At 59.3% G+C, this 17,148-nt stretch carries 15 protein-coding genes; 9 read left to right on the forward strand and 6 right to left on the reverse strand.

Annotation, left to right across the window (positions count from 1 at the left end; genetic code table 11):
* Positions 1-269 precede the first annotated feature (269 nt).
* Together B195_RS18240 and rhlB are read left to right on the forward strand one after the other, a co-directional pair.
* Positions 270-926, forward strand: a complete 657-nt coding sequence (locus B195_RS18240) for an alpha/beta hydrolase (protein WP_003440112.1) — start codon at positions 270-272, stop codon at positions 924-926.
* A gap of 84 nt (positions 927-1,010) precedes the next feature.
* On the forward strand, positions 1,011-2,501 hold the full coding sequence (gene rhlB / locus B195_RS18245) for an ATP-dependent RNA helicase RhlB (protein WP_003440111.1): 1,491 nt from the start codon (positions 1,011-1,013) through the stop codon (positions 2,499-2,501).
* A gap of 71 nt (positions 2,502-2,572) precedes the next feature.
* Here the strand turns inward: rhlB and moaE are convergent, their stop codons facing one another.
* The 3 genes from moaE to moaC are packed head-to-tail and all read right to left on the reverse strand — an operon-like array spanning position 2,573 to position 3,743.
* On the reverse strand, positions 2,573-3,025 hold the full coding sequence (gene moaE, locus B195_RS18250; protein ID WP_003440110.1) for a molybdopterin synthase catalytic subunit MoaE: 453 nt from the start codon (positions 3,023-3,025) through the stop codon (positions 2,573-2,575).
* A gap of 2 nt (positions 3,026-3,027) precedes the next feature.
* Entirely contained in the window at positions 3,028-3,273 is a 246-nt protein-coding gene (locus B195_RS18255; protein ID WP_003440108.1) for a MoaD/ThiS family protein, read from the reverse strand.
* The gene (moaC, locus tag B195_RS18260; RefSeq protein ID WP_003440106.1) at positions 3,270-3,743 is read right to left on the reverse strand and encodes a cyclic pyranopterin monophosphate synthase MoaC; all 474 of its coding nucleotides are present in this window, start codon (positions 3,741-3,743) and stop codon (positions 3,270-3,272) included. The genes B195_RS18255 and moaC overlap by 4 nt, the downstream gene beginning before the upstream one ends.
* A 147-nt stretch (positions 3,744-3,890) precedes the next feature.
* Between moaC and B195_RS18265 the strand changes: the two genes are divergently transcribed.
* The gene (locus B195_RS18265) at positions 3,891-4,337 is read left to right on the forward strand and encodes a DMT family transporter (RefSeq protein ID WP_003440103.1); all 447 of its coding nucleotides are present in this window, start codon (positions 3,891-3,893) and stop codon (positions 4,335-4,337) included.
* Between the two features lie 221 nt (positions 4,338-4,558).
* Here B195_RS18265 and B195_RS18270 read toward each other — a convergent pair whose 3' ends face one another.
* The 3 genes from B195_RS18270 to B195_RS18280 form a co-directional block, all read right to left on the reverse strand.
* Positions 4,559-5,458: a LysR family transcriptional regulator gene (locus B195_RS18270; RefSeq protein ID WP_003440101.1), complete on the reverse strand. Its 900-nt coding sequence runs from the start codon at positions 5,456-5,458 to the stop codon at positions 4,559-4,561.
* Positions 5,459-5,640: 182 nt separating this feature from the next.
* Positions 5,641-7,035, reverse strand: coding sequence for a PhoH family protein (locus tag B195_RS18275; RefSeq protein WP_003440099.1), 1,395 nt, complete (start codon positions 7,033-7,035; stop codon positions 5,641-5,643).
* 329 nt (positions 7,036-7,364) lie between these two features.
* Positions 7,365-8,486 carry a polysaccharide deacetylase family protein gene (locus B195_RS18280; protein ID WP_003440097.1) on the reverse strand — a complete coding sequence of 374 codons (1,122 nt, stop codon included), beginning with the start codon at positions 8,484-8,486 and terminating at the stop codon, positions 7,365-7,367.
* Between the two features lie 210 nt (positions 8,487-8,696).
* On the opposite strand from B195_RS18280, the gene yaaA reads away from it, so the two are divergent.
* The 6 genes from yaaA to B195_RS18315 all read left to right on the forward strand — a co-directional run bounded on the left by yaaA (position 8,697) and on the right by B195_RS18315 (position 17,140).
* Complete coding sequence (gene yaaA / locus B195_RS18285; protein WP_003440096.1) at positions 8,697-9,476, forward strand: peroxide stress protein YaaA; 780 nt, start codon at positions 8,697-8,699, stop codon at positions 9,474-9,476.
* 633 nt (positions 9,477-10,109) lie between these two features.
* A complete protein-coding gene (locus B195_RS18290) occupies positions 10,110-11,426 on the forward strand; it encodes a nucleotide sugar dehydrogenase (protein WP_003440095.1) in 1,317 nt (438 codons plus the stop codon).
* 71 nt (positions 11,427-11,497) lie between these two features.
* A complete protein-coding gene (gene alg8, locus B195_RS18295; RefSeq protein ID WP_003440094.1) occupies positions 11,498-12,979 on the forward strand; it encodes a mannuronan synthase in 1,482 nt (493 codons plus the stop codon).
* Between the two features lie 35 nt (positions 12,980-13,014).
* Positions 13,015-14,184, forward strand: coding sequence for an alginate biosynthesis protein Alg44 (locus tag B195_RS18305; RefSeq protein WP_003440092.1), 1,170 nt, complete (start codon positions 13,015-13,017; stop codon positions 14,182-14,184).
* A 2-nt stretch (positions 14,185-14,186) separates the two neighbouring features.
* Complete coding sequence (gene algK / locus B195_RS18310) at positions 14,187-15,668, forward strand: alginate biosynthesis TPR repeat lipoprotein AlgK (RefSeq protein WP_003440091.1); 1,482 nt, start codon at positions 14,187-14,189, stop codon at positions 15,666-15,668.
* Complete coding sequence (locus tag B195_RS18315; RefSeq protein ID WP_003440078.1) at positions 15,665-17,140, forward strand: alginate export family protein; 1,476 nt, start codon at positions 15,665-15,667, stop codon at positions 17,138-17,140. Before algK ends, B195_RS18315 begins: the two co-directional genes overlap by 4 nt.
* Positions 17,141-17,148: the final 8 nt, after the last annotated feature.

Below are 17,148 nucleotides of genomic sequence, written 5' to 3' on the forward strand. Positions count from 1 at the left end.
CCCTTGAGCTGTTGAATTCCATGTCTAACTTCAACCTCGGGCTTTTGCTGTCCCTCCATCGGCAATAGCCTGTTAGTGTTACCGCCGAAGGTGAACGCATTAACGTCCCTGTCCACATAGCAAAGCGCGTACCACTCTGAAGCCTTGAACATTTCAGGTCGCATTTGCTGATAAAACGTTCAAGCAGGCGACATCTTCTGTAATTTCCTGACGAACACGCACCTTTGCCGCGCACCCAAGCCGCGCGCACGCACAACGATGGAGCAGCCATGACCGAACCCCTGTTTATCCAGCCCCAAAAGCCTGCAGATGCCTGTGTTATCTGGCTCCACGGCCTGGGCGCCGACCGTTATGACTTCATGCCGGTGGCCGAGATGCTGCAAGAGAAGTTATTGACCACCCGCTTTGTTTTGCCCCAGGCCCCCACCCGCGCGGTGACGATCAATGGCGGTTATGCCATGCCCAGCTGGTACGACATCAAGGCCATGAGCCCGGCGCGTTCCATCAGCGAAGAAGAGCTGGAAGAGTCCGCGGCAACCGTCCTCAGCTTGATCGAAGATCAGAAAAGGGCCGGAATAGACGCCAGCCGGATTTTCCTCGCCGGATTTTCCCAGGGCGGCGCCGTGGTCTATCACACCGCCTATGTGAGATATGAAGGTGCACTGGGTGGCGTACTTGCCCTCTCCACCTATGCCCCGACCTTCACTGACGTGCTGCCGTTATCCGCCAGTCAGCAACGGATCCCGGCCCTGTGCCTGCATGGCCAGTACGACGAAGTGGTGCAAAACGCCATGGGCCGCACGGCCTATGAGCGATTGAAGGCTGCGGGTGTGGCCGTAACATGGCAGGAATACCCAATGGGTCATGAAGTGTTACCCAAAGAGATCAGCGACATCGGTGCCTGGCTGGCCAAACATCTGGGCTAAAACCGAAACATCCTGTCGTTCACTACGCCGAGCACGCGACTTGCATTACACTGCCCGGCGTACACTCCTTAACCAACTGATGAGATGACCGTGCTCAAAGCACTCAAAAAAATATTCGGTAAAAGCGAGGCTGAGCCACTCGCATCAGCTTCAGTGACACCTTCGAGCACCACCAGCCCGCGCACCGACGCGCAACAGCCTGGCCGCTCTGCCCCTGCTCAAGCCTCGGTGGACACTCCCGACGTACAGCCCGCTCCTGAACCGGTTCAGATCGAACAACCCAAAGTTGCAAAACCACGGCGTGAAGCGGCCCCCAAGCCGCCGGTCACTCCCTGGAAACTCGAAGACTTCGTGGTCGAGCCACAAGAAGGCAAAGTCCGTTTTCACGACTTCAAGCTCGCCCCGGAGCTGATGCACGCCATTCAAGACCTGGGTTTTCCGTACTGCACCCCGATTCAGGCTGGCGTACTGGGCTATACCCTCAGCGGCCGTGACGCCATCGGTCGCGCCCAGACCGGTACCGGCAAAACTGCCGCGTTCCTGATTTCGATCATCAGCCAGCTGACCCAGACCCCGCCGCCCAAAGAACGCTACATGGGCGAGCCGCGCGCACTGATCATTGCGCCGACCCGCGAGCTGGTGGTGCAAATCGCCAAAGACGCAGCCGACCTGACCAAGTACACCGACCTCAATGTCATGACATTCGTCGGCGGCATGGACTTCGACAAGCAGCTGAAACAGCTCGAAGCCCGCCATTGCGACATTCTGGTAGCCACCCCGGGCCGTCTGCTGGACTTCAACCAGCGCGGCGAAGTGCATCTGGACATGGTCGAAGTCATGGTGCTCGATGAAGCCGACCGCATGCTTGATATGGGTTTTATCCCGCAAGTACGCCAGATCATTCGCCAGACCCCACCGAAAGCCGAGCGCCAGACGCTGCTGTTCTCTGCGACCTTTACCGAGGACGTGATGAACCTGGCCAAGCAATGGACCACCGACCCGGCCATTGTCGAAATCGAAGCGCTCAACGTCGCCAGCGACATGGTGGAGCAACACGTTTACGCGGTTGCCGGGGCAGACAAGTACAAGTTGCTGTTCAACCTGGTGAACGACAACGGTTGGGAGCGGGTCATCGTCTTCGCCAACCGCAAGGATGAAGTGCGCCGCATCGAAGAACGCCTGGTGCGTGACGGCATCAACGCCGCGCAACTGTCGGGTGACGTGCCGCAGCACAAACGCATCAAGACCCTCGAAGGTTTCCGCGAAGGCAAGATCCGCGTACTGGTGGCCACCGATGTGGCAGGACGCGGGATTCACATCGACGGTATCAGTCACGTAATCAACTTCACCCTGCCCGAAGTGCCGGACGACTACGTGCACCGCATTGGCCGTACTGGCCGGGCGGGCGCCAGCGGCGTCTCGATCAGTTTTGCCGGTGAAGACGACTCCTATCAGTTGCCGTCGATCGAAGCCTTGCTGGGCAAAAAAATCAGCTGCGAAACACCGCCGACTGAATTGCTGCGACCTGTAGTACGGGCCGTGCGCAAGCCCCATGATCCGACTGTAACGGCCTGATCATCTCCCTCTGGGGCGAGCTGGCTCGCGAGCTTTTAACGGCTCGTAAGCAAGCTCGCTCCCAAGGGGTATTATTTCTTCCAGCGGTCCGCTGCTTCCTCATCGCTCACGCGACCTTCGACCCAACGCGGTCCATCGCCGGTCTGTTCTTTCTTCCAGAACGGCGCCCGGGTTTTCAGGTAGTCCATGACAAAGGCGCAGGCATCGAATGCGGCCTGACGATGGGCGCTGGCAACACCGACAAAGACTATCGGCTCCCCCGGTTCAAGCGCGCCAACCCGGTGCAGCACTTCAAGCCTGAGTAGCGGCCAGCGTTGTTCGGCCTCCAGGACGATCTTGTCCAGGGCTTTTTCGGTCATACCCGGATAGTGCTCCAGAAACATCCCCGCCACATCGCGCCCGTCGTTGAAGTCGCGCACATAGCCGACAAAACTCACCACCGCGCCCACCCCCAGGTTGGCCGCGTGCAGCGCATTGACCTGCGCCCCCGGATCAAAGGCTGCCGCTTGCACCCTAACGGTCATCTTCAGCCTCCTGTCACGGGCGGGAAAAACGCCACTTCGTCGCCGTCCGCCAAGGGCTCGTCAGGCTTGCACAGCTCTTCATTGCGCGCGCACATCAGGTTGGGCTCGGCCAATACTTGCCAGGCTCCGCCCCGCTGCACCAGGTGCCCGCGTAACTGCTCAATGGAGGTGAACGGGCCTTCGACAGCTTCGCCATCCAGCCCCAGGGCTTCGCGGTAACGGGCAAAGAACATCACCTTTAGTTTCATGAGGCATCAGCCTGAAAGTGCCCGCTCTTGCCACCGAGCTTTTCAAGCACGCGTACGCTTTCGATGCTCATGCCACGGTCGACAGCCTTGCACATGTCATAAATAGTCAGGGCCGCGACGCTGGCGGCGGTCAGGGCCTCCATCTCGACGCCGGTCTGCCCCGACAGTTTGCAGCGCGCCACGATCAGTACTGCATCGCTGTCCTGGGCACTGAGTTCAACCTTGACGCTGGTGAGCATCAGCGGATGGCACAACGGGATCAAATCCGAGGTTTTTTTCGCGGCCTGGATTCCGGCGATCCGCGCCACGGCAAAAACATCGCCCTTGGGGTGACCGCCGCTGACGATCATTGCCAGGGTTTCAGGGCGCATGCGCACCACCGCTTGTGCCGTCGCTTCACGGGATGTCACGGCTTTATCGGTGACATCGACCATGTTCGCGCGGCCTTGGGAATCCAGATGAGTCAGCACAGGGGAGTACTCCAGAGGGGAGCCGCGATTGTAAACCCGGGGCCCGGCTCAAGGCCATCGACCCCGCGAATACCGAGCATCAGAACATCGAATTGGCCACCTGCGCGTCTTGGCCGTACAACGGTTGAAACTTTGGAGACCGTACTCATGCCACTATTTATTGCCATTGCCCTGAGCCTGCTGGCCGGCGTTGCGGTGCCCTTGCAGGCCGCCAGCAACGCCCGGCTGGGGGTGACGCTGGGACATCCATTCTGGGCCACCGTCATTTCATTGCTGGTCAGCAGTGTCGCCATTGCGCTGGTGATGCTTATCGTCAAAGTCCCGCGCCCCCACCTTGGCGCCTTGCTGAACGGCCCCTGGTGGATCTGGCTCGGCGGCCTGGCCGGCGTGTTCTACATCACCGTCGCGCTGATCAGCGTACCGCGCCTGGGTGCACTCAATTTCATCATGGCAGTGGTGCTGGGCCAGTTGATTATTTCCCTGGTGATTGATTACTTCGGCTTGCTCGGACTGCCAAAGAACACTCCGGGCCTGCAGAAAATCCTCGGGGTGAGCGTAGTGCTGGCGGGGTTTGTCATCGCCTCACGGGGCTGACGAAATGATTCAACTGTCTCAACTGCCTTAGCCACCAAAACTGTCTCAACTGCCAAAACTGCTCCAAATGCCAACACTGCCCCAAATGCCAAAACTGCCAAAACTGCCAAAACTGCCAAAACTGTAGGAGCGAGCTTGCTCGCGAGCTCTTCAAGATCAAAAGCTCGCGAGCAAGCTCGCTCCTACAGATCGAAAGATCAGGTGATCAGGTGATCAGGAGATCAGGCACTCACCTGCCTGACCAGTTCGCGCAACCAGCGATGGGCCGGGTCCTGGTTAAAACGGTTATGCCAGGCCTGCACATAGTTGAACGGGGCAACCGTCAGCGGCGGCGCCATTGCCACCAGGGTGTCGCCAAACGGCACGTTGGTCAGGGTGCGGGTGGCCACGGTGAGGATCAGGTCGGTATCGGCAATCATCCCGGGGGCCGTGCCCCAATGAGGCACGTTGACCGCCACCCGACGTTTTAAACCCCGGGCCCGCAGGACGTTATCGACCTCTCCCCGGGTGTTGCCGTCCATCGACACCAGCAGGTGCGGGCGCGCCAGGTAGCTGTCCAGATCAAGCACACCATTTTCAGGCAGAGAACGACGGTCGAGCAGGCAGGTAAAGGTTTCTTCAAACAGCACCTCAGTGCAGATATCCGCCCCCGGAGCGGGAAACACACCGATGGCCAGGTCGATCCTGCCCTGCCCCACTTGCTCAAGCATGCCAAGGCGGCTGTCCTGGATTACCACCAGCGAGGTGCCCGGCGCCTGCGCCCTGAGTTGCACCAGCAATTTTGGCAGCACGATCGCGGCCCCGTAATCGGACATGGCTATGCGCAAGGTACGTTGCGAGTCTGCCGGCACAAAGTCGATGGACTGGCCGAGCAAGGTTTCAATCTGCCCCAGGATCTCCTTGAGTGGCGCCTGAAGGTTTTGCGCCAACGCACTGAGCACCACCTCGTTGCCCTGGCGAATCAGCAACGGATCATCGAGCAACACCCTGAGTTTATTCAGCGAGTGGCTGATGGCGGGCTGACTCAAATGCAAACGGACTCCGGTACGGGTCACGTGTTTTTCAGTCAGCAGCGCATCGAGCACCACCAACAAATTCAAATCGATATTACGCAATAACACCCGACTCTCCTGTCTTGGCCAACTCCTGGGAGCGCTGCATGCCTGAACCCGAACAACAGACTGCAACAGCGCGTAAGCCGAGCAAGCTTACCTCAGGCTACTGAAGCAGGAGCGAGCTTGCTCGCGAGCTGTTCAAAAGCTCGCGAGCAAACTCGCTCCTACAGGTTTATTGCCGGGTTAACTTAGAGGTGAGATTCGGCGTACTCGGCCAGAATCGAACGCGGTACCCCTTGCAGGGCGATGTGCACACCGTTGGGGAAGTCCTTGAAACGCTCCGTCAGGTAGGTCAGCCCCGAACTGGTGGCCGACAGGTAAGGCGTATCGATCTGCGCCAGGTTGCCCAGGCACACCACTTTCGAACCTGCGCCCGCACGGGTGATGATGGTTTTCATCTGGTGCGGTGTCAGGTTCTGGCACTCGTCAATCAGGATCAGGCTTTGCTGGAAGCTGCGGCCACGGATGTAGTTCAGGGATTTGAACTGCAACGGCACCTTGCTCAGGATGTAATCAACGCTGCCATGGGTGTTTTCGTCCTCCATATGCAAGGCTTCAAGGTTATCGGTGATGGCCCCCAGCCAGGGCTCCATTTTCTCGGCTTCGGTGCCCGGCAAGAAGCCGATTTCCTGATCCAGCCCTTGCACGCTGCGGGTACAGATAATGCGCCGGTAGCGCTTGCTGACCATGGTTTGTTCGATGGCGGCGGCCAGCGCCAGAATGGTTTTCCCCGAACCCGCCGCACCCGACAGGTTGACCAGATGAATGTCCGGATCAAGCAAGGCAAACAGCGCCAGCGCCTGATAGATATCCCGCGGTTTGAGCCCCCACGCTTCCTGATGCAGCAGCGGCTCCTGATGCAGGTCGAGAATCAGCAGGTGGTCCTTGCGGATCTCTTTGATCCAGCCGACAAAACCCTGTTCATCAATGATGAACTCGTTGATATGCACGGCCGGCAGGTTGTCGATCAACTGCACCTGATGCCAGGTACGGCCATGGCCCTGACGGGTTTCGACCTTGCTGACCCGGTCCCAGAACGAGCCCGTCATGGTGTGATAGCCACGGGGCAGCAGCGCCACGTCGTCAACCAGCTGGTCAGTGCTGTAGTCCTCGGAGGCGATCCCGCACGCCCGGGCCTTGAGGCGCATGTTGATGTCTTTGGTCACCAGCACCACACGCCGCGCAGGGTCACGGGTATGCAGATCGATCAGCTGGTTGATGATGATGTTGTCGTTGAGGTTTTCAGGCAGCAGCGCGTTGGGCTCCCGGCGCTTGTTCATCAGAATCGATAAAAAGCCTTTGGGACCGCTTTTGCCCCGCAGAATAGGTACGCCCAACTCGACGTCTTCGGGAGAAGACGCGCCCAGTGTCTGATCAATCAGACGGATCGCCTGGCGACATTCCGCAGCCACCAGTAATTTGCCGGTTTTGAGTTTGTCGAGCTCTTCGAGCACCGTCATCGGGATGGTGACGTGGTGTTCCTCGAAGTTAAGCAATGCGTTTGGATCGTGAATCAGAACATTGGTATCGAGCACATAAAGGATTGGCTGGTTGGAAGAAGGAGTGCGTCCGTGATCATCCATACTCGGTCACCTTTGTGGGAGCCATTCGACGCAATACCTCAACAGTGCTGCGCCTCGAAGTGACTGCCGAACTCATCTGATGCGTTCAGATGAATACCCTTCCCGATGGGTCCTGGAAGACGCCACCTGTGGTGCAGGTTTCGGCGGTCTGTCTTCGTAATACTCCTAAACGTGTGACAAAAAAAAGGATTTTTAACGAATAAGGAATTTATTTTTCAGACTGACGAATAGCCTTGGCGGATGCCCGAAGCGCAGCTAGAGTCAGAGGTCTATATGTAATCTTTTGTTACCCCAGCCCCGCAGGAACGAGCTGTTTGAAAAGCTCGTTCCTACATAGCCTTCGCGCAATCCTCCCAGCCAAGCCCGCTCTGCGCCGTCGCCTTCAATAGCCAGGGCACTGCACTGCGCACCTTGTCCTGGGTATCGTGAAAGACAATAACCCCATGGCGCCACAGCAGCATCAGGCTCAACACCCGTTGCGCCGACTGTTCGGCGGTCAGGCTGGCAGCCAGGTCCCGGGAATCAATGTCCCATAGCGCCACTTTCAAGCCTTGTGCCCCAAAGAACCCGGCGCTGTCCGCCCGACGCTGCCCATAAGGCGGACGAAACAGGGGAACGTAGTTCTGCGGCACCACTTGCCTGACCAACGCCACACTGCGCAAGATCGAACCCTGCCAGTCTTGCCAATGGCTATGGGAACGATACTCCCAGCCCTGCACGCCCACGCATTGCCCCTTGTACAGCGCTTGCACTGCCGCTTCCGAGCTTTTATCGAGTCGCCCTTGCAGACCGTTGCCCAAGACAAAGAAAGTGGCACTGATGGACTGCTTGCGCAGATAGTCGGTCAACCAGTCCGTGTTGCCCGGCAACTGTGTCGGGCCGCTGTCAAAGGTCAGCATGAACAGCCGGTCATTCATCTCGTCGCCGTTGAATTCCTGATCGCCAAACAGACCGATTTCGCTGCTGATTTGCGGGAACAGTGCCGCCAGGCGCAATTGCTCATCCAGATAGCGCCGGTGAAACTCGCGACTCGGCCCGGCCCAGGCGGCATAAAACGAATCATCGGCGACTTCGAACTTGCCGGCCTGCTCACGCAAACTGGCCATGTCGTCGACGTAATAACAAAACGATGCGTCCTGGTCGCAGCTTTGCTGGGCAAAATCATAATTGGCCAGCAGCCGCAGCCACATCCTGCGCCGAACGCCATCAATCTCGTCGATGTTGATGATTTTCAGATTCAGGCGCTGCTTCAGGGCGTCGTCATCAAGTGCCTCGCTGGTCAGCAATTCACGGGCGAAGGTCAGGATTTCGGCACGCGAGGCCACATCGAACAAAGCCGGGCTGAGCAATTGTTCGGGCCAGGTGCTGCGGTCCAGCGTCGCGGGTTCATTGGTTGCGGCGACAGCCCCCGAACCCAGCAGCCAGGCGCAGAAAAAAAGAGCAATGCGCACGGATCAGTTCCCCTTTAAATAACTGCCAGCACTATAACCGCACCGTAGTCCCTGACGAGGCACGAGGTTGCGAAAGGATTTGCTGAGGCTGCTTCGGCCCTTGTTGCAACCTCGTACCTTGTCAGCGACGAGGGCTTTCTATCACCACCATAGGTGGAGTCAAAACCCGCCAGCGCCTAGAATCGCCCGACGCTAAAAGGAGACGACCCCATGCTGATGGTGATTTCACCCGCCAAAACCCTCGATTACCAGACGCCGCCGGCCACTGCGCGGTTCACTCTGCCGCAATACCTGGACCACTCCCAGGAGTTGATCGAGCAATTGCGCGAGCTGAGCCCGCAACAGATTGGCGAACTGATGCATCTATCCGACAAGCTGTCGGGCCTCAACGCCGCCCGTTTCGGTAGCTGGACACCGGCCTTCACCCCGGAAAACGCCAAGCAGGCGCTGCTGGCCTTCAAGGGCGACGTGTACACCGGCCTCAACGCCGTGGACTTCAGTGAAGCCGACTTTGACTACGCCCAGACTCATCTGCGCATGCTCTCGGGCCTGTACGGCCTGCTGCGCCCACTGGACCTGATGATGCCGTACCGCCTGGAAATGGGCACCAAGCTGGCCAATGCCCGAGGCAAGGATCTTTACGCGTTCTGGGGCACGCGCATCAGTGAATGGCTGAATGAGGCCCTGGCCGAACAGGGCGATGACGTGCTGCTCAACCTGGCGTCCAACGAGTACTTCTCGGCGGTCAAAAAACCGGCCCTGAACGCACGCATCATCAACACCGAATTCAAGGACCTGAAAAACGGTCAGCACAAAATCATCAGCTTCTATGCGAAAAAAGCCCGGGGCATGATGAGCCGCTTTGTGATCAAGGAGCGGATCAATAACCCGGAACTGCTCAAGCAGTTCGATGAGCAGGGCTATCGCTACAGTGCCGAGCAGTCAAAACCTGACCTGCTGGTCTTCTTGCGTGATCACGCCCCCGAGTAACCCCCGCCCTTATGACGCAGCTCTGCCCCACAGAGCATGCGTCGCGCTGTAAAAATCCTGTCTCTGTGCTCCATGAACTTAAATTCACTCGACAACGGTGAATTTTTTTCGTAATGGCACCCTGTTTTTTGTCCGGTAATGGCACTTAACTATTAGCCACAACTAACTACCCGTAATTAAAGGGCCAAACCTCAAGTGCCATCAATATGAGACCAGTGCCATCTTTTTCGTAAATGTTCATATTCCGAGAAAACGCGATCAACGGATTGGAACTATGTCCATAAGCGCCGCTCAGAGAACCCGTAACATTTATTACAAGGATTGTAGGATATGACTTACAACCAAGGCTCCAACTTCGAAGGTATATACGACTGAAGTAAGCGTGATAAAAATGAGCGTCACCCCTCATCACGAGCGGCATTAAATCGTTTAAAAACCAACGATTTACAGACGATCATCGACAATACACGGCTGCCCCCTTCACCCGGCACGCCTTGCAGTAAATCATCAGTTGACTGCCATTCGCACAACTTAAAAAAGTTTGAACATTAACAATGCCGATTCCTGGCGTTGCGGACTTTATTCGCCGTAATTCCTGGCTCGCCCACACTTTAGATGACAGAGGTATACGCGATGCGCATTAGCATATTTGGTTTGGGTTACGTCGGTGCCGTGTGCGCCGGTTGCCTCTCTGCACGTGGCCACGAAGTTATCGGAGTGGATATTTCCCAGGATAAAATCGACCTGATCAACCTCGGCAAGTCGCCCATCGTTGAACCCGGCCTGGGCGAACTGCTGGCCCGGGGCATCCAGACCGGCCGCCTGCGCGGTACTACCCATTTTGCCTCGGCGATTCGTGAAAGCGATGTGTCGATGATTTGCGTCGGCACGCCGAGCAAGAAAAACGGCGACCTGGAACTCAACTACATCGAAGCGGTGTGCCGTGAAATCGGCGCGGTGCTGCGTGACAAAACCTCGCGCCATACCATCGTGGTACGCAGCACCGTATTGCCGGGCACCGTGAAAAATGTCGTGATCCCGATCCTTGAGCAATGCTCGGGCAAAAAAGCCGGTATCGACTTCGGGGTCGCAGTAAACCCTGAGTTCCTGCGTGAAAGCACCGCCATCGCCGACTACGACCAGCCACCAATGACCGTGATCGGCGAACTCGACACCGCCTCCGGGGATGTGCTGCAGGCACTGTACGAAGAACTCGACGCCCCGATTATCCGCAAGGACATCGAAGTGGCCGAGATGATCAAGTACACCTGCAACGTGTGGCACGCCACCAAAGTGACCTTCGCCAACGAAATCGGCAACATCGCCAAAGCAGTCGGCGTGGATGGCCGCGAAGTGATGGACGTGGTGTGCCAGGACAAAACCCTCAACCTCTCGCAGTACTACATGCGCCCCGGCTTTGCCTTCGGCGGCTCGTGCCTGCCCAAGGATGTCCGTGCACTGACCTTCCGCGCCGGCTCCCTGGACGTTGCAGCACCGTTGCTCAACTCACTGATGCGCAGCAACGAATCACAAGTACAGAACGCCTTCGACATCGTCGCCAGCCACGACAAACGCAAAGTCGCCCTGCTCGGTCTGAGCTTCAAGGCCGGTACCGATGACCTGCGTGAAAGCCCGCTGGTTGAACTGGCCGAAATGCTGATCGGCAAGGGGTTCGAGTTGAGCATCTACGACACCAACGTCGAATACGCCCGCGTTCATGGTTCGAACAAAGACTACATCGAATCGAAAATCCCCCACGTCTCGTCCCTGCTCAACTCGGATTTTGACGCAGTGATCAACAACAGCGACCTGATCATCCTGGGTAACCGCGACGAAAAATTCCGCGCCCTGGCGCAAAACGCCCCCCACGGCAAACAAGTGATCGACCTGGTGGGCTTCATGTCCCGGGCCACCAGCGTAACCGGCCGCACTGAAGGCATCTGCTGGTAACAAACCGATATCCCCCCGCAGGAGCGAGCTTGCTCCTGCGGGGCCGCGCAGAACCCAAACGGATACTGATCATGCCCAGGCTTAAAAACGGCCTTCTCCAGGCCGCCGGTTGGCTGTTTTACCTGACACTGTTGATGGGTCTCGCCCTGGCGCTGCCGACATCGATCTTCGACGCCGAGTCGAAAAACTTTATTTTCCTGATTGGCGCCGTGGGTATCTGGCGCTACTCAATGGGTGCCACGCACTTCCTGCGCGGCATGCTGTTTTTATATGTGGTGTACCCGCACCTGCGGCGCAAAGTGCGCAAGCTGGGCACGTCTGCCGACCCCTCCCACGTGTTCCTGATGGTCACCAGTTTTCGCATCGACGCCCTGACCACCGCCCAGGTGTACAGCTCGGTGATTCGTGAAGCGATCGACTGCGGCCTGCCCACCACCATCGTCTGCTCGCTGGTCGAGCTATCCGATGAGTTGCTGGTCAAAAGCATGTGGCAACGCCTCAACCCGCCAGCCCGGGTCAAACTGGACTTCGTACGCATCGCCGGCACCGGCAAGCGCGATGGCCTGGCCTTTGGTTTTCGCGCCATCTCCCGCCATCTGCCGGATGACCGCGCAGTGGTTGCAGTGATTGACGGCGACACCGTGCTCGCCCCCGGCGTAGTACGCAAAACCGTGCCCTGGTTTCAGCTGTTCGGCAATGTCGGCGGCCTCACCACCAACGAATTCTGTGAAGTGCGCGGCGGCTACATCATGAGCGAATGGCACAAGCTGCGCTTCGCCCAGCGCCATATCAACATGTGCTCCATGGCCCTGTCCAAACGCGTACTGACCATGACCGGGCGCATGTCGGTATTCCGCGCCAATGTGGTCACCGACCCGGCCTTTATCGCCGATGTGGAAAGCGACTCGCTGCAGCACTGGCGCCTGGGCCGCTTCAAGTTTTTGACCGGCGATGACAAGTCCAGCTGGTTCAGCCTGATGCGCCTGGGTTACGACACCTTCTACGTGCCGGACGCCGCCATCTACACCGTGGAACACCCGCCGGAAAAAAGCTTTATCAAGGCCAGCCGCAAACTGATGTTTCGCTGGTACGGCAACAACCTGCGCCAGAACGCCCGGGCCCTGGGCCTGGGGGTCAAACGCCTGGGCCTGTTCACCAGCCTGGTGCTGTTCGACCAGCGGGTATCGATGTGGACCTCTTTGCTGGGCCTGACCGCCGCGCTGATCGCCACGGCCCGATACGGCATCAGTTTCCTCATCGCCTACCTGCTGTGGATCGGTTTCACCCGCCTGATTCTGACCCTGTTACTCGCCTGCTCCGGGCACCGGATCGGCCCGGCCTACCCGCTGATTCTTTATTACAACCAGATCGTTGGCGCCCTGGTGAAGATCTACGTGTTCTTCCGCCTCGACCAGCAATCCTGGACCCGTCAGGACACCAAATTGACCCGTGATCTGGCCAGCTTTCAACGTTGGTTCAACACCTGGTCGTCCCGGACCATGACCTTCTCCGCCGGCAGCATCTTCGTCGCCGTGCTGTTGCTGATGGTCTGAACCGCTTCGATCGAATTAACCAGGAACAAGACCTTATGAACACTCAAGTAAACGCCAACGTTGTCCACGAATCTGAAGCCCAGCGTCAGCATGCGCGGGTCAAAATCCCGGCTAGGCTGCACTTTTCCGGCGCTGATCGTACGCCGATGGAGGTCAAGCTGATTGACCTCTCGGCCGGGGGCCTGAGCTTCAACGCCGCCAACCAGACTTTCAAGGCCGGCGACCTGATCAAGGGGCGCTTACAGTTTGTGATCGACAACCTGGGCCTGACGATGGACGTCGACCTGCTGGTGCGCAACGCAGACCGCCAGACCGGTCGCGTCGGCTGCCAGTTCCAGAACCTCGACCTGCAAGACATTGCCACCTTGCGCCACCTCATCACCTCGCACCTGAGCGGCGACATCGTGACCATGGGCGAAGTCCTGGCCACCCTGCAGCGCGACAACTTCACCAAGGCGCGCAAGGTCAAGGACGGTGGCAGCGGCATGAGCCCATTCGGGCGGTTCAAAGCCGTCACCTTCAGCGCCGGGATTTTTGTCGTCGGCCTGCTGGCCTTCGGCTTCGTGGCCAAATCGGTCTACGGCCTGTACTTCGTGACCCACGCCCAGTCGGCACTGGTCAGCGTGCAGGGCCTGAACATCACCATGCCCCGCGACGGCACCGTGCAAAGCCTGATCAAGGATGACCGGCTGGCGGCCAACGGCGCGCCCCTGGCCACCTTCAGCACCAGCATGCTCGATGTGCTCAAGGGCCATCTGGACGAAAACCAGCTGCAACCCGAAAACATCGAAACCCTGTTCGGCAAGCAAATGACCGGCACCCTGACCTCGCCTTGTGACTGCGTGGTTGCCGAGCAACTGGTCGCCAACGGCCAGTACGCCAGCAAGGGCGACGTGATTTTCAAACTGGTACCGCGCAACAGTGAAGCCGACGTGGCAGCACGCTTCAGCTATCGCCAGTTTGGCAACGTACTGCCCGGCACCCGGGTCAACTTCCAGGTGGCCGGTGAAGACGCCGTGCGCAGCGGCAAGATCATCAGCAGCACCAGCCTGGACAGCGACAACCTGTCCTCGGACATCCGCGTGCAAATCAAGCCGGACGCCCCGCTCGACAGCGCCCTCACCGGCCGCCCGGTTGAAGTCAGCAGCGACCGGGGGCCGTCGCTGAACTGGCTGATCGACAAAGCCATGGCCGCGGGTCTTTAACCATGACAAACCCTACCCCCAATCAGTTGTGGGAGCTGGCTTGCCAGCGATTGCATCCCCCCGGTGTTGCAGGCCAACCCCATGGACCGTATCGCTGGCAAGCCAGCTCCCACAAGATTACCGCGCTATGTCTGCTGGCCATCGCCCTGGCCGGCTGTTCCGGCCTGCCCGATCAACGCCTGGCCAATGAAGCGCTCAAGCGCGGCGATATCGCCACCGCGCAACAGAACTACCAAGTGCTGGCAGACCTGGGCTACACCGAGGCCCAGGTTGGCCTGGCCGATATCTGGATGCAAAGCCGCGACGCCGGGCAATTGAAAAAAGCCGAAGCCACCTACCGGGCAGCGGCGAAAACTTCGCCCCGGGCCAAGGCGCGCCTGGGTCGCTTGCTGGCAGCCAAGCCAGGCGCCAGCGAAGCCGAACTGCACGAAGCGCAAACCTTGCTCAAGCAAGCCTTTGCCAGCGGCGACGCCAGCAGCCTCACGCCTTTGGCCATGCTGTATTTGCAGCACCCGCAGAGCTTCCCCGAGGTCAACCCGCAACAACAAATCAGCCAGTGGCTCGCGGCCGGCTATCCCCAGGCGGGCCTGGCACAAATTGCCCTCTATCGCATCCAGGACACCTACGACCAGCATCTGGATCAAGTCGAATCCATCTGCAAGCAGGCGCTGGCCAGCAATGACAGCTGCTACGTCGAGCTGGCCACGGTTTATCAGAAACAAGGCAAAACCGAGCAACAGGCACACCTGCTCAAGCAACTGCAAAACGCTTACAGCCGTGGCACGGCATCAGCCCAGCGGGTCGACGGGGTCGCCCGGGTGCTGACCGCCTTCGGCACTCCCGACCCGGACACGGCCAAGTCGCTGCTGGAGAACATCGCACCGGTTTACCCGGCGTCCTGGGTCAGCCTCGCGCAACTGCTCTACGACTTCCCGGAACAAGGCGATGTCGCGCAATTGCAGGAGTACCTGGACAACGGCCGGGCCGCAGACCAGCCGCGAGCCGAACTGTTGCTGGGCAAGCTGTACTACGACGGCAAGTGGCTGACCCCGGACGCGGCAAAAGCCGAGGCGCATTTCCTGCAGGCAGTGGATAAAGAAGTGGCCGCCGATTACTACCTGGGGCAGATCTACCGCCGGGGCTACCTGGGCCAGGTCTACCCGCAAAAAGCCCTCGATCATTTGCTCAAGGCCGCCCGCAACGGCCAGAACAGCGCCGACTTCGCCATCGCCCAGCTGTTCTCCCAGGGCAAGGGCACCCGCCCCAACCTGCTCAATGCCTATGTATTCAGCCAGTTGGCCAAAGTCCAGGACACCCCGCAGGGCAACGAGCTGGCCGCGCAACTCGACGAGCAGTTACCCGTAGAGCAGCGCGCACAAGCCCGGCGCCTGCTGCAAAAAGAACAAGCGCTGCGTGCCAGCCTGAGCCAGAACGCCCTGGCCGTGCAGTCGCTGGAACAAGAAAACGGCGAGGAAGCCCTATGACCCTGAATCCCTTTGTGAAAGCCGGCATTGGTCTGTCTTTCGCCCTGCTGTGGTCGTGTCCGACCCTGGCCGCCCTGACCGACGAGCAGAATTTCGGGCTGGACCTGAAAGTCACCGCCCAGTCCGAAGACGACCGCGACCTGGGCACCCGCGAGGGAGGCGACGTCAACGGCGTGGGTCTGGACCTGCGCCCCTGGGTATATGGCGAGCGCGGTAACTGGAGCGCCTACGCCATGGGCCAGGCCGTGACCTCCAGCGACATTATTGAAACCGATACCCTGCAGCAGTCCGATCAAGAGCAATCGAGCAGCGGCAATGACGCGCGCCAACCGGACAAAAGCTATCTGGCTTTGCGCGAATTCTGGATCGGCTACAAAGGCTTCACCGCTTACCCCGGCGAGCAGCTCAAACTCGGACGCCAGCGCCTGCACAACGATGACGGCATGTGGCGCGATACCAATATCGAAGCCCTGAACTGGACCTTCGACACCACCCTGCTCAAGGCCAACCTCGGTGCTGCCCAGCGCTTCAGCGAGTACCGCACCGACCTCAGCGAACTGGCCCCGGACGATCAGGACCGGTTGCACCTGTACGGCGACATTTCGGCGCAATGGCAGCCCGGCCAATGGGTCGGCGTCCGCGCCCACCACAGCCACGACGACGGCAAGCTCAAACACGAAGGCGCAGAAGTCGACGCCCTGGATAAAACCCGTAACGGCGACCTGACCTGGCTCGGTATCGAGGCCAACAGCGACGCCTACAACTACCGCAACAGCAACACCGTCAATTACTGGGCCAGCGTCACCGGCATGACCGGCAAGCGCGACACCCTGGCCACCTCGACGGTCGACGGGCGCACCCTAGCCGACGCCAAAACCAGTGACGACGTCGACGGCTGGGCCACCGACCTGGGGGTACGTTTGCGCCTGGATCCGAACTGGCAAGTGGGCGCTGCCTACTCCCGGGCCAGCGCCGACTACCAGCAGACCGGGCTTGAGAGCAACCGCTCCAGCTTCACCGGCACCCGCTCGCGGGTCCACCGTTTCGGCGAAGCCTTCCGTGGCGAGATGCAGAACATCCAGAGCGCCAGCCTGTTCACCTCGTGGCAGTTGCGCGAGGACTACGACGCCAGCCTGGTCTATCACAAGTTCTGGCGCGTCGACGCCAGCAAACCGGTGGGCAGCAACGGCATCAATGCCGTAGAAAACAGCGAAGACCCCACCAGCGGCCTGCTCTCCAGCACCTCGCTGCCGCTGGTCGACGGCAAAAACGACCTCGGTCAGGAAATGGACCTGGTGGTCACCAAGTACTTCAAACAAGGCCTGCTGCCGGCCGCCCTCAGCCAGTCCATCGATGAACCTTCGGCGCTGGTGCGCTTTCGCGGCGGTGTATTCAAGCCCGGCGATGCCTACGGCAAAAGCGTCGACTCATACATGCACCGCGCGTTTGTCGACGTGATCTGGCGCTTCTGATGACCACG

The sequence above is a fragment of the Pseudomonas sp. Lz4W genome, assembly GCF_000346225.2.
Taxonomy (GTDB): domain Bacteria; phylum Pseudomonadota; class Gammaproteobacteria; order Pseudomonadales; family Pseudomonadaceae; genus Aquipseudomonas; species Aquipseudomonas paraversuta.

Excerpts from the sequence above, each read along its gene's own strand:
- moaE (WP_003440110.1), bottom strand. The coding sequence starts at position 3,025 with ATGACCGTTAGGGTGCAAGCGGCAGCCTTTGATCCGGGGGCGCAGGTC.
- B195_RS18290 (WP_003440095.1), top strand. The coding sequence starts at position 10,110 with ATGCGCATTAGCATATTTGGTTTGGGTTACGTCGGTGCCGTGTGCGCC.
- B195_RS18240 (WP_003440112.1), top strand. The coding sequence starts at position 270 with ATGACCGAACCCCTGTTTATCCAGCCCCAAAAGCCTGCAGATGCCTGT.
- B195_RS18265 (WP_003440103.1), top strand. The coding sequence starts at position 3,891 with ATGCCACTATTTATTGCCATTGCCCTGAGCCTGCTGGCCGGCGTTGCG.
- rhlB (WP_003440111.1), top strand. The coding sequence starts at position 1,011 with ATGACCGTGCTCAAAGCACTCAAAAAAATATTCGGTAAAAGCGAGGCT.
- algK (WP_003440091.1), top strand. The coding sequence starts at position 14,187 with ATGACAAACCCTACCCCCAATCAGTTGTGGGAGCTGGCTTGCCAGCGA.
- B195_RS18275 (WP_003440099.1), bottom strand. The coding sequence starts at position 7,035 with ATGGATGATCACGGACGCACTCCTTCTTCCAACCAGCCAATCCTTTAT.
- B195_RS18255 (WP_003440108.1), bottom strand. The coding sequence starts at position 3,273 with ATGAAACTAAAGGTGATGTTCTTTGCCCGTTACCGCGAAGCCCTGGGG.
- yaaA (WP_003440096.1), top strand. The coding sequence starts at position 8,697 with ATGCTGATGGTGATTTCACCCGCCAAAACCCTCGATTACCAGACGCCG.
- alg8 (WP_003440094.1), top strand. The coding sequence starts at position 11,498 with ATGCCCAGGCTTAAAAACGGCCTTCTCCAGGCCGCCGGTTGGCTGTTT.
- B195_RS18315 (WP_003440078.1), top strand. The coding sequence starts at position 15,665 with ATGACCCTGAATCCCTTTGTGAAAGCCGGCATTGGTCTGTCTTTCGCC.
- B195_RS18305 (WP_003440092.1), top strand. The coding sequence starts at position 13,015 with ATGAACACTCAAGTAAACGCCAACGTTGTCCACGAATCTGAAGCCCAG.